The sequence below is a fragment of the Enterobacter sp. R-1.6.2 genome (assembly GCF_035064085.1).
Taxonomy (GTDB): domain Bacteria; phylum Pseudomonadota; class Gammaproteobacteria; order Enterobacterales; family Enterobacteriaceae; genus Enterobacter; species Enterobacter asburiae_B.
Map to the genome: position 1 here is coordinate 24,597 of NZ_JASEYI010000014.1, position 12,608 is coordinate 37,204.

The 12,608-nt window shown below is 61.5% G+C and carries 7 protein-coding genes; all 7 read left to right on the forward strand.

Annotated features, from left to right (window positions below):
* Positions 1 to 73: 73 nt before the first annotated feature.
* The 7 genes from yegD to baeR all read left to right on the forward strand — a co-directional run bounded on the left by yegD (position 74) and on the right by baeR (position 12,576).
* Positions 74 to 1,426: a molecular chaperone gene (yegD, locus tag QMN93_RS15785; RefSeq protein WP_193139659.1), complete on the forward strand. Its 1,353-nt coding sequence runs from the start codon at positions 74 to 76 to the stop codon at positions 1,424 to 1,426.
* A 212-nt stretch (positions 1,427 to 1,638) separates the two neighbouring features.
* Positions 1,639 to 2,841, forward strand: a complete 1,203-nt coding sequence (locus QMN93_RS15790; RefSeq protein WP_193139661.1) for an MdtA/MuxA family multidrug efflux RND transporter periplasmic adaptor subunit — start codon at positions 1,639 to 1,641, stop codon at positions 2,839 to 2,841.
* Positions 2,841 to 5,963 (forward strand): MdtB/MuxB family multidrug efflux RND transporter permease subunit, encoded by a 3,123-nt coding sequence (locus QMN93_RS15795; RefSeq protein WP_069303067.1) that lies wholly within the window; start codon positions 2,841 to 2,843, stop codon positions 5,961 to 5,963. Before QMN93_RS15790 ends, QMN93_RS15795 begins: the two co-directional genes overlap by 1 nt.
* The gene (gene mdtC / locus QMN93_RS15800) at positions 5,964 to 9,041 is read left to right on the forward strand and encodes a multidrug efflux RND transporter permease subunit MdtC (RefSeq protein ID WP_047647327.1); all 3,078 of its coding nucleotides are present in this window, start codon (positions 5,964 to 5,966) and stop codon (positions 9,039 to 9,041) included. It abuts the gene before it with no gap.
* Positions 9,042 to 10,457 (forward strand): MFS transporter, encoded by a 1,416-nt coding sequence (locus tag QMN93_RS15805; RefSeq protein ID WP_193139663.1) that lies wholly within the window; start codon positions 9,042 to 9,044, stop codon positions 10,455 to 10,457. It abuts the gene before it with no gap.
* Positions 10,454 to 11,857 carry a two-component system sensor histidine kinase BaeS gene (gene baeS, locus QMN93_RS15810; RefSeq protein ID WP_023312417.1) on the forward strand — a complete coding sequence of 468 codons (1,404 nt, stop codon included), beginning with the start codon at positions 10,454 to 10,456 and terminating at the stop codon, positions 11,855 to 11,857. The genes QMN93_RS15805 and baeS overlap by 4 nt, the downstream gene beginning before the upstream one ends.
* The gene (gene baeR / locus QMN93_RS15815) at positions 11,854 to 12,576 is read left to right on the forward strand and encodes a two-component system response regulator BaeR (RefSeq protein WP_193139665.1); all 723 of its coding nucleotides are present in this window, start codon (positions 11,854 to 11,856) and stop codon (positions 12,574 to 12,576) included. The genes baeS and baeR overlap by 4 nt, the downstream gene beginning before the upstream one ends.
* Positions 12,577 to 12,608 lie beyond the last annotated feature (32 nt).

Here is a 12,608-nt window from a genome sequence, read left to right on the forward strand (position 1 = left end):
TTCATATTCCTGTTGTCGCCATGAAGACATTTCGTTAAAGTCTCGCCCCTTCTCACTGGCATGGGGATTTATCGTGTTTATTGGATTCGACTACGGTACGGCAAACTGCTCGGTTGCGATTATGCAAAACGGGCAGCCACAGCTCCTGAAAATGGAAAAAGAGAGCACGCTGCTGCCCTCAATGCTCTGCGCGCCGACGCGTGAAGCGGTAAGCGAATGGCTGTTCCGCCACCATCAGGTTCCGGCCACGGCGGCGGAGACCCAGGAGCTGCTGCGCCGGGCGGTCAGCTTTAACCGCGAGGAAGACATCGACGTTACGCCCTCCAGCGTGCAGTTCGGCCTCTCTTCGCTCGGGCACTACATTGAAGATCCTGAAGAAGTTTACTTCGTTAAGTCGCCAAAATCCTTCCTCGGCGCCAGCGGGCTGAAGCCGCAGCAGGTGGCGATGTTCGAAGACCTGGTGTGCGCGATGATGCTGCATATTCGCAATCAGGCACAGACGCAGGTCTCCGATGCGATTACCCAGGCGGTCATTGGCCGCCCGATCAACTTCCAGGGGCTGGGCGGCGATGAGGCCAACCAGCAGGCGCAGGGGATCCTTGAACGCGCGGCGCACCGCGCAGGCTTCCGCGACGTGGTGTTCCAGTATGAGCCGGTTGCCGCGGGGCTGGATTTTGAAGCCACGCTGACGGAAGAGAAGCGCGTATTAGTCGTGGATATCGGCGGCGGCACAACGGACTGCTCGCTGCTGCTGATGGGACCGCAGTGGCATAACCGTCGCGATCGCGAAAATAGCCTGCTCGGGCACAGCGGCTGCCGCGTAGGCGGTAACGATCTCGATATCGCGCTGGCATTCAAGAGCCTGATGCCGCTGCTCGGCATGGGCGGTCAGACGGAAAAAGGCATCGCCCTGCCGATCCTGCCGTGGTGGAACGCGATTGCCATTAACGACGTACCTGCGCAGAGTGATTTTTACAGCACCGCGAACGGCCGCTTCCTGAACGATCTGGTGCGCGACGCGCAGGATGCCGAAAAAGTCGCCCTGCTGTACAAAGTGTGGCGTCAGCGCCTGAGCTATCGCGTGGTGCGGACTGCCGAAGAGAGCAAAATTGCCCTTTCCGATCGCGCTGAGCATGCGGTCTCCTTGCCGTTTATCAGCGACGAACTGGCCACCGCGATTTCGCAGGACGGGCTGGAGGCGGCTCTCGCGCAGCCGCTGCAGCGTATTCTGGAGCAGGTGCAGCTGGCGCTGGAGAACGGCAAAGAGAAGCCGGACGTGATTTACCTGACCGGAGGGAGCGCCCGTTCGCCGCTGATCAAGAAAGCGCTGGCGGAACAGCTGCCGGGCATTCCGATTGCCGGTGGGGATGACTTTGGCTCCGTCACCGCCGGGCTGGCGCGCTGGGCGCAGGTGATGTTTAGCTAGCATTGTTGCGGTGCGTTCTGGTGCCCTCACCCCGGCCCTCTCCCACAGGGAGAGGGAGAAAACACAAAAAACGGCAACGGATGTTGCCGTTTTGCGTTTACCTCCATTCAGACCATTCCTGACAGTCTTCCATATTTCCTCCATTTTTCCGCTGTGTTAGCTGACTAAACTAGTATCATTCCCCGAAGTCTTCAGGATGAGAACGTATAACGATGAAAGGCAGTAACAAATCCCGCTGGGCAATCGCCGCTGGCATCATTGTGGTGGTCCTTGCCGCCGCCTGGTACTGGCACAGTCAATCCGCGAACTCCGCAGCCCCCGCCGGTGCCAATAGTCAGGCACAGCGCCCGGCAGGCGGAGGGCGTCACGGCATGCGCGGCGGCGCGCTGGCGCCGGTACAGGCGGCGACGGCAGTGAATAAAGCCGTTCCTCGCTACCTTACCGGTCTCGGAACCATTACCGCCGCCAACACCGTGACGGTGCGCAGCCGCGTCGACGGTCAGCTGATGGCCATTCACTTCCAGGAAGGTCAGCAGGTTAAAGCGGGCGATCTGCTGGCGGAAATCGACCCGAGCCAGTTTAAGGTCGCCCTCGCCCAGGCGCAGGGGCAGCTCGCGAAGGACAAAGCCACGCTCGCCAACGCCCGTCGCGATTTGGCCCGCTACCAGCAGCTGGTGAAAACCAACCTCGTGTCTCGTCAGGAGCTGGACACCCAGCAGTCGCTGGTCAGCGAAACGCAGGGTACCATCAAAGCCGACGAGGCCGCCGTCGCCAGCGCACAGCTGCAGCTGGACTGGAGCCGCATCACCGCGCCGATTGACGGACGCGTGGGCCTGAAGCAGGTCGATATCGGCAACCAGATCTCCAGCGGCGACACCACGGGCATCGTGGTGATCACCCAGACTCACCCGATTGATTTAGTCTTTACCCTGCCGGAAAGCGAAATCGCGACCGTGGTGCAGGCGCAAAAAGCCGGTAAAGGTCTGGTGGTGGAAGCCTGGCACCGCAGCAACAGGCAGAAGCTGAGCGAAGGTTCCCTGCTCAGTCTGGATAACCAGATCGACACCACCACCGGCACCATCAAGCTGAAGGCGCGCTTTAACAATCAGGACGATGCCCTCTTCCCGAACCAGTTCGTCAACGCGCGCATGCTGGTCGCCACCGAAGAGAACGCGGTGGTGATCCCAACGGCTGCCCTGCAGATGGGTAACGAAGGTAACTTCGTCTGGGTACTTAACAGCGACAATAAGGTCAGCAAGCACCTGGTGAAAACCGGTATCCAGGACAGCCAGACGGTGGTCATCGCCGCCGGCCTTTCCGCAGGCGACCGCGTGGTCACCGACGGCATTGACCGTCTGACCGAAGGGGCTAAAGTGGAAGTGGTTGAACCTGCGAAACAGGGAGCGAAATCCTGATGCAGGTTATGCCCCCAGGCTCTACAGGCGGGCCGTCACGCCTGTTTATCCTCCGTCCTGTCGCCACCACGCTGCTGATGGTGGCGATCCTGCTCGCCGGGATTATCGGCTATCGCTTCCTGCCCGTGTCGGCGCTACCGGAGGTGGATTACCCAACGATTCAGGTTGTCACACTCTATCCCGGCGCCAGCCCGGACGTGGTGACGTCCGCCATTACCGCGCCGCTGGAGCGCCAGTTTGGGCAGATGTCCGGGCTAAAACAGATGTCCTCCCAGAGTTCCGGCGGGGCATCCGTCGTGACGCTGCAGTTCCAGCTGACGCTGTCGCTGGACGTCGCCGAGCAGGAAGTACAGGCCGCCATCAACGCCGCCACCAACCTGCTGCCGTCCGACCTGCCTAACCCGCCGGTCTACAGCAAGGTGAACCCGGCGGATCCGCCGATCATGACGCTGGCCGTCACCTCCTCCGCCATGCCGATGACCCAGGTCGAAGACATGGTCGAAACGCGCGTGGCGCAGAAAATTTCTCAGGTCTCCGGCGTCGGCCTCGTCACGCTGGCGGGCGGCCAGCGCCCCGCCGTACGCGTGAAGCTTAACGCGCAGGCGATTGCCGCGCTGGGGCTGACCAGCGAAACCATCCGCACCGCCATCAGCAGCGCCAACGTTAACTCGGCAAAAGGCTCGCTGGACGGTCCCACCCGCGCCGTGACGCTCTCTGCCAACGATCAGATGCAGTCCGCCGATGAATACCGTCAGCTGATTATTGCTTACCAGAACGGCGCCCCGGTGCGTCTGGGCGACGTGGCGACCGTGGAGCAAGGCGCGGAAAACAGCTGGCTCGGCGCCTGGGCCAACAGGCAGCAGGCGATCGTGATGAACGTGCAGCGCCAGCCGGGCGCTAACATCATCGAAACCGCCGACAGCATCCGCACCATGCTGCCGCAGCTGATCGAAAGCCTGCCGAAATCGGTCAGCGTGAAGGTGCTTTCCGACCGTACCACGAACATTCGCGCGTCGGTCACCGACACCCAGTTTGAGCTGATGCTGGCGATTGCGCTGGTGGTCATGATCATCTATCTGTTCCTGCGTAACGTCCCGGCAACCATTATTCCCGCCGTCGCCGTGCCGCTCTCGCTGGTCGGAACCTTTGCGGTGATGGTGTTCCTCGATTTTTCGATTAACAACCTGACGCTGATGGCGCTCACCATCGCCACCGGGTTCGTGGTGGATGACGCCATCGTCGTTATCGAGAACATTTCGCGCTATATCGAGAAAGGCGAAAAGCCGCTGTCGGCCGCGCTGAAGGGCGCGGGCGAAATCGGCTTTACCATTATCTCGCTGACCTTCTCGCTGATTGCGGTGCTGATCCCGCTGCTGTTTATGGGCGATATCGTCGGGCGTCTGTTCCGCGAGTTTGCCGTGACGCTGGCGGTCGCCATTTTGATCTCCGCCGTGGTGTCGCTGACCCTGACGCCAATGATGTGCGCCCGCATGCTGAGCCACGAGTCCCTTCGCAAGCAAAACCGCTTCTCGCGCGCCTCCGAGCGCATGTTCGAGCGGATTATTGCCGCCTACGGACGCGTGCTGGCGAAAGTCCTGAACCATCCGTGGGCCACGCTCGGCGTGGCGCTGGGAACCCTGGCGCTCAGCGTGATGCTGTGGATTTTCATTCCGAAAGGCTTCTTCCCGATTCAGGACAACGGCATTATTCAGGGCACGCTTCAGGCCCCGCAGTCGGTCTCCTTCGCCAGTATGGCCCAGCGCCAGCAGCAGGTGTCCGAAATCATCATGAAGGATCCGGCGGTCGAGAGTCTGACCTCCTACGTGGGCGTCGACGGCACCAACCCGTCGCTCAACAGCGCGCGTCTGCAGATCAACCTCAAGCCGCTGGATGAACGCGACGATCGCGTCAACGCCGTCATTGAGCGTCTGCAAAACGCCGTCGCGCGGGTGCCGGGCGTTGAGCTTTACCTGCAGCCGATTCAGGATTTGACCATTGATACCCAGGTCAGCCGCACGCAGTACCAGTTCACGCTGCAGGCCACCTCGCTGGACGCGCTCAGCACCTGGGTGCCGCAGCTGGTGAATAAGCTTAACACCCTGCCGCAGCTCGCCGACGTCAGCAGCGACTGGCAGGACAAAGGGCTGGCGGCATACGTGAACGTCAACCGCGATACCGCCAGCCGCCTGGGCATTACCATGTCGGATGTGGACAACGCCCTGTACAACGCCTTCGGTCAGCGCCTGATCTCCACCATCTACACCCAGGCGAACCAGTATCGCGTGGTGCTGGAGCACAACACGGAGAACACGCCCGGCCTGGCGGGGCTGGACTCGGTGCGCCTGACCAGCAAAGACGGCGGCATTGTGCCGCTGAGCGCTATCGCCACGGTGGAAGAACGCTATACCCCGCTGTCGATTAACCATCTGGATCAGTTCCCGTCCACCACCATCTCCTTCAACGTGCCGGACAATTATTCTCTCGGCGAAGCGGTAGAGGCCATTCAGGCTGCTGAAAAAGAGCTCAGCTTCCCGTCCGATATTCAGACCCAGTTCCAGGGCAGCACGCTGGCGTTTCAGGCCGCGCTGGGTAACACCATCTGGCTTATCGTCGCGGCGGTCGTGGCGATGTACATCGTGCTCGGCGTGCTGTACGAAAGCTTTATCCACCCGATCACCATCCTCTCTACCCTGCCGACGGCGGGCGTGGGGGCGCTGCTGGCACTGATGCTGGCGGGCAGCGAGCTGGACGTCATTGCCATCATCGGCATTATCTTGCTTATCGGGATCGTGAAGAAGAACGCCATCATGATGATCGACTTTGCCCTGGCCGCCGAGCGCGAGCAGGGCATGTCGCCGCGCGACGCCATCTTCCAGGCCTGTCTGCTGCGTTTTCGTCCAATCCTGATGACGACGCTGGCCGCCCTGCTGGGCGCGCTGCCGCTGATGCTCAGCACCGGCGTTGGCGCGGAGCTGCGCCGTCCGCTGGGTATCGGCATGGTCGGCGGTCTGCTGGTAAGCCAGGTGCTCACGCTCTTCACTACGCCGGTTATCTACCTGCTGTTTGACCGCCTGGCGCTGTGGACCAAAAGCCGCTTCCCGAAACGTGAAGAGGAGGCATAAGTGAAGTTTTTCGCCCTCTTCATTTATCGCCCGGTGGCGACGATTTTAATCTCGCTCGCCATTACCCTCTGCGGCGTGCTGGGCTTCCGGCTGCTGCCGGTAGCGCCTCTGCCGCAGGTGGATTTCCCGGTGATCATGGTCAGCGCCTCGCTGCCGGGCGCGTCACCGGAGACCATGGCCTCGTCGGTTGCCACGCCGCTGGAGCGCTCGCTCGGGCGGATTGCGGGGGTCAACGAGATGACCTCCAGCAGCTCGCTGGGCAGCACGCGCATCATTCTGGAGTTCAGCTTCGACCGGGATATTAACGGTGCGGCGCGCGACGTGCAGGCGGCCATCAACGCCGCACAAAGCCTGCTGCCGAGCGGGATGCCGAGCCGCCCAACCTACCGCAAGGCCAACCCGTCCGATGCGCCGATCATGATCCTGACGCTGACCTCGGATACGTATTCGCAGGGGCAGCTTTACGACTTTGCGTCTACCCAGCTGGCGCAGACAATCTCACAAATTAACGGCGTCGGTGACGTGAGCGTCGGCGGGAGCTCCCTGCCCGCCGTGCGCGTCGGCCTAAACCCGCAGGCGCTGTTCAACCAGGGCGTGTCGCTGGATGACGTGCGCTCCGCCATCAGCACGGCCAACGTCCGCAAACCGCAGGGGGCGATTGAGGACGGTAGCCACCGCTGGCAAATCCACACCAACGACGAGCTGAAAACCGCCGCGGAATATCAGCCGCTCATTATTCACTACAACAACGGCGCGGCGGTGCGCTTGAGCGACGTCGCCAGCGTCACCGACTCGGTGCAGGACGTGCGTAACGCCGGGATGACCAACGCGAAACCGGCCATTCTGCTGATGATCCGCAAGCTGCCGGAAGCGAACATTATTGAGACGGTGAACAGCATTCGCGCCCGTCTTCCGGACCTGCAGGAGACCATCCCGGCAGCAATCGATCTGCAAATTGCCCAGGATCGCTCCCCGACCATTCGCGCCTCGCTTGAAGAGGTGGAGCAAACGCTGATTATCTCCGTCGCGCTGGTGATCCTGGTGGTCTTCCTGTTCCTGCGATCCGGTCGCGCGACGCTTATCCCGGCGGTGGCCGTGCCGGTCTCGCTGATCGGTACCTTTGCCGCCATGTACCTGTGCGGGTTTAGCCTCAACAACCTGTCGCTGATGGCCCTGACGATAGCGACGGGCTTCGTGGTGGATGACGCCATCGTGGTGCTGGAAAACATTTCCCGCCACCTGGAAGCGGGCGTGAAGCCGCTGCAGGCCGCGCTGCAGGGCACGCGCGAGGTGGGCTTTACGGTGCTCTCCATGAGCCTGTCGCTGGTGGCGGTATTCCTGCCGCTGCTGCTGATGGGCGGGCTGCCGGGCCGGCTGCTGCGCGAGTTCGCCGTCACCCTCTCCGTCGCCATCGGGATTTCGCTGGTTATCTCCCTTACGCTGACGCCAATGATGTGCGGCTGGATGCTCAAGCGCAGCAAGCCCCATTCGCAGCCGCGCCGCAAAGGCTTTGGTCGCCTCCTGATGGCGATGCAGGAAGGCTACGGCAAATCGCTGAAGTGGGTGCTGAACCATACCCGGCTGGTCGGCCTGGTGCTGATCGGCACCATCGTGCTCAACGTCTGGATGTACATCACCATACCGAAAACCTTCTTCCCCGAGCAGGACACCGGCGTGCTGATGGGGGGGATTCAGGCGGACCAGAGCATTTCGTTCCAGGCGATGCGCGGCAAGCTGCAGGACTTTATGAAGATCATTCGTGAAGACAAAGCCGTGGATAACGTCACCGGCTTTACCGGCGGGTCACGCGTTAACAGCGGGATGATGTTTATTACCCTGAAACCGCGCGGCGAGCGCAACGAAACCGCCCAGCAGGTGATTGACCGCCTGCGGGTGAAGCTCGCCAAAGAGCCGGGGGCAAACCTGTTTTTGATGGCCGTTCAGGACATCCGCGTCGGCGGCCGTCAGGCGAACGCCAGCTATCAGTACACGTTGCTCTCGGACGATTTAGCCGCCCTGCGCGAGTGGGAGCCGAAGATCCGCAAGGCGCTGGCCGCCCTGCCGGAGCTGGCGGACGTCAACTCCGATCAGCAGGACAACGGCGCCGAGATGGCCCTGACCTACGACCGCGAAACCATGTCGCGGCTGGGCATTAACGTTGAAGCCGCCAACAGCCTGCTGAACAACGCCTTCGGCCAGCGCGAGATCTCCACCATCTACCAGCCGATGAACCAGTACAAGGTGGTGATGGAAGTTGATCCGCGCTACACCCAGGACATCAGCGCTCTGGACAAAATGTTTGTGATTAACAACGACGGCAAGGCGATTCCGCTCTCCTACTTTGCCAGCTGGCAGCCTGCCAACGCGCCGCTGTCGGTGAACCATCAGGGGCTGTCGGCGGCGTCGACCATCTCCTTTAACCTGCCCGCCGGTTCGTCGCTTTCTGAAGCCAGCGACGCAATCAACCGCGCGATGACGCAGCTTGGCGTGCCGTCCACCGTGCGCGGCAGCTTTGCCGGCACCGCGCAGGTGTTCCAGGAGACGATGAACTCGCAGGTGATTTTGATTCTGGCCGCCATCGCCACGGTTTATATTGTGCTGGGCGTGCTGTACGAGAGCTACGTTCACCCGCTGACCATTCTCTCGACGCTGCCGTCGGCGGGCGTGGGGGCGCTGCTGGCGCTGGAGCTGTTCGGCGCGCCGTTCAGCCTGATCGCGCTCATTGGGATCATGCTGTTGATCGGCATCGTGAAGAAAAACGCGATCATGATGGTGGATTTCGCCCTGGACGCCCAGCGCAACGGCAATCTGTCGCCGGAAGAGGCCATCTTCCAGGCCTGCCTGCTGCGTTTTCGTCCGATCATGATGACCACCCTGGCGGCGCTGTTTGGCGCACTGCCGCTGGTTATCTCGGGCGGCGACGGCTCAGAGCTGCGCCAGCCGCTGGGGATCACCATCGTCGGCGGCCTGGTCATGAGCCAGCTGCTAACGCTGTACACCACGCCGGTGGTCTATCTGTTCTTCGACCGCCTGCGGCTGCGCTTTTCGCGTAAAAACAGAACCACGGTGACCGAGTAAATGACCGATCTTCCCGCTAACGTTCGCTGGCAGCTTTGGATAGTCGCTTTCGGCTTCTTTATGCAGTCGCTGGATACGACCATCGTCAACACCGCCCTCCCCTCCATGGCGAAAAGCCTGGGGGAGAGCCCGCTGCATATGCATATGGTGATTGTCTCCTACGTGCTGACGGTAGCCGTCATGCTGCCAGCCAGCGGCTGGCTGGCGGACAAAGTGGGCGTGCGCAATATCTTCTTTACCGCCATCGTGCTGTTTACCACCGGCTCGCTGTTTTGCGCCCAGGCCAACACCCTCGACCAGCTGGTGATGGCACGCGTGCTGCAGGGCGTCGGCGGGGCGATGATGGTGCCCGTCGGGCGGCTAACGGTGATGAAGATCGTGCCGCGCGAGCAGTACATGGCGGCGATGACCTTTGTGACCCTGCCCGGCCAGGTGGGGCCGCTGCTGGGCCCGGCGCTCGGCGGCATTCTGGTGGAGTACGCCTCCTGGCACTGGATTTTCTTAATCAATCTTCCTGTTGGCATCATCGGCGCCATCGCCACCCTGACGCTGATGCCGAACTATAAAATGCAGACCCGGCGTTTTGATTTCTTTGGCTTTATCCTGCTGGCGGCGGGCATGGCCACGCTGACCCTGGCGCTCGACGGGCAAAAGGGGCTGGGGATTTCGCCCCTGACGCTCGGGCTCCTGATCGCGCTCGGCGTTACCGCCATACTGTGGTACCTGTGGCATGCCAGAGGTAACGATAAGGCGCTCTTCAGCCTGAACTTATTTAAAAATCCTACCTACCGCCTTGGCCTGTTCGGCAGCTTCGCCGGGCGCGTCGGCAGCGGCATGCTGCCGTTTATGACGCCCGTTTTCCTGCAAATCGGAATGGGATTTTCGCCGTTCCACGCGGGCCTGATGATGATCCCGATGGTGCTCGGCAGCATGGGAATGAAGCGCATCGTGGTGCAGGTGGTGAACCGCTTTGGCTACCGTCACGTGCTGGTGACCGCCACGCTGGGGCTGGCGCTGGTGAGCCTGCTGTTTATGGCCGTGGCGCTGATGGGCTGGTACTACGTTCTGCCGCTGGTGCTGTTCTGCCAGGGGATCGTCAACTCCATGCGCTTCTCGTCGATGAATACCCTGACGCTGAAGGATCTGACGGACGATCTGGCGAGCAGCGGCAATAGCCTGCTGTCGATGATCATGCAGCTCTCGATGAGCGTCGGGGTGACCATCGCCGGTTTACTGCTCGGCATGTACGGCCAGCACCATCTCAGCGTCGACACGCCGGTGGCGCATCAGGTCTTTTTGTATACCTATTTAAGCATGGCGGTCATCATCGCCCTGCCCGCTTTCATCTTCGCCAGAGTGCCGGATGATACCAGCAAGAACGTCGTGATTAGGCGCGGCAAAAGGAGTGGCTCATGAAATTCTGGCGTCCGGGCATTACCGGCAAGCTCTTCGTGGCGATATTTGCCACCTGTATCGTCCTGCTGATCACCATGCACTGGGCGGTGCGGATCAGCTTTGAGCGCGGTTTTATTGATTACATCAAGCATGGCAATGAACAGCGTTTACAGGGCTTAAGCGATGCGCTGAGTGAACAGTACGCCCAGCACGGCAACTGGCGTTTTCTGCGCAATAACGACCGCTTTATTTTCCAGATCCTGCGCTCGCTGGAGCACGATACCGGTGACGATCGCCCGGGGCCGGGCATGCCGCCGCACGGCTGGCGCACCCAGTTCTGGGTGATTGACCAGGACATGCGCACGCTAGTGGGTCCGCGTGCGCCGATCCCGCCGGACGGCACCCGTCGTGCGATTAAAGTCAACAATGCCACTGTCGGCTGGGTTATCGCCTCTCCGGTGGAGCGCCTGACGCGCAACACCGACATCAACTTTGACCGTCAGCAGCGCCGGACAAGCTGGCTGATTGTCGCCCTCTCCACCCTGCTCGCCGCGCTCGCCACCTTCCCGCTGGCGCGCGGTCTGCTCGCCCCGGTGAAAAGACTGGTGGAAGGCACGCACAAGCTGGCCGCCGGGGATTTTACCACCCGCGTCGATACCCGCAGCCAGGACGAACTGGGCAAGCTGGCTCAGGATTTTAACCAGCTTGCCAGCACGCTGGAGAAGAACCAGCAGATGCGCCGCGACTTTATGGCCGATATTTCCCACGAGCTGCGCACGCCGCTGGCGGTGCTGCGCGGCGAGCTGGAGGCCATCCAGGACGGCGTGCGCCAGTTTACGCCTGAATCGGTGGCCTCTCTGCAGGCGGAGGTGGGCACGCTCACCAAGCTGGTGGACGATCTCCACCAGCTCTCCATGTCCGATGAAGGCGCGCTGGCCTACCAGAAGGCGCCAGTGGACGTGATTAACATTCTGGAAGTGATCAGCGGCGCCTTCCGCGAGCGGTTTGCCAGCCGCAACCTGAAAATCGATCTCTCCCTGCCGGACAGCGCGGTGGTGTTTGGCGACAAAGACCGGCTGATGCAGCTGTTCAATAACCTGCTGGAAAACAGCCTGCGCTACACCGACAGCGGCGGCGGGCTGCATATCTCCGGCAGGCAGGAAAACGGGCGCTTTGCCCTCACCTTCGCGGACTCCGCCCCCGGCGTGCAGGACGCGCAGCTGGAAAAACTGTTTGAACGTTTCTACCGTACCGAAGGCTCCCGTAACCGCGCCAGCGGCGGTTCCGGACTGGGGCTGGCGATTTGCGTTAACATCGTCGAGGCGCATAATGGCACGATCCGCGCCGCCCATTCGCCTTTTGGCGGGGTTAGCATTACAGTAGAGTTACCTCTGGAACGGGATTTATCGAGAGAAGTATGACCGAGTTACCGATTGACGAAAACACGCCGCGCATTTTGATTGTGGAAGACGAGCCGAAGCTTGGGCAGCTGCTGATCGACTATTTACGCGCGGCCAGCTACGCTCCATCGCTGATCAGCCACGGCGATAAAGTGCTGGCATACGTGCGCCAGATCCCGCCGGATCTGATCCTGCTGGATTTGATGCTGCCGGGCGTTGACGGTCTGACCCTGTGCCGGGAAATTCGTCGCTTCTCCGACGTGCCGATCGTCATGGTCACCGCCAAAATTGAAGAGATTGACCGCCTGCTGGGGCTCGAAATTGGTGCGGACGATTACATCTGCAAACCCTACAGCCCGCGTGAAGTGGTCGCCCGCGTGAAAACCATTCTGCGCCGCTGCAGGCCGCAGCGCGAGCTTCAGGTGCTCGATGCCGAAAGCCCGCTGATTGTCGACGAAAGCCGCTTCCAGGCGAGCTGGCGCAGCAAGCTGCTGGACCTGACGCCTGCGGAGTTCCGCCTGCTGAAAACCCTCTCCCACGAGCCGGGAAAAGTGTTCTCCCGCGAGCAGCTGCTGAACCACCTGTATGACGATTACCGCGTCGTGACCGACCGCACCATCGACAGCCACATCAAAAACCTGCGCCGCAAGCTGGAGGCGCTGGACGCCGAGCAGTCGTTTATCCGCGCGGTGTACGGCGTGGGGTATCGCTGGGAAGCGGATGCGTGCAGGATAATGTGAGAATATTGCCCCGCAGCACTGCGGGGCAGAGA

Excerpts from the sequence above, each read along its gene's own strand:
- QMN93_RS15805 (WP_193139663.1), top strand. The coding sequence starts at position 9,042 with ATGACCGATCTTCCCGCTAACGTTCGCTGGCAGCTTTGGATAGTCGCT.
- baeR (WP_193139665.1), top strand. The coding sequence starts at position 11,854 with ATGACCGAGTTACCGATTGACGAAAACACGCCGCGCATTTTGATTGTG.
- baeS (WP_023312417.1), top strand. The coding sequence starts at position 10,454 with ATGAAATTCTGGCGTCCGGGCATTACCGGCAAGCTCTTCGTGGCGATA.
- QMN93_RS15790 (WP_193139661.1), top strand. The coding sequence starts at position 1,639 with ATGAAAGGCAGTAACAAATCCCGCTGGGCAATCGCCGCTGGCATCATT.
- QMN93_RS15795 (WP_069303067.1), top strand. The coding sequence starts at position 2,841 with ATGCAGGTTATGCCCCCAGGCTCTACAGGCGGGCCGTCACGCCTGTTT.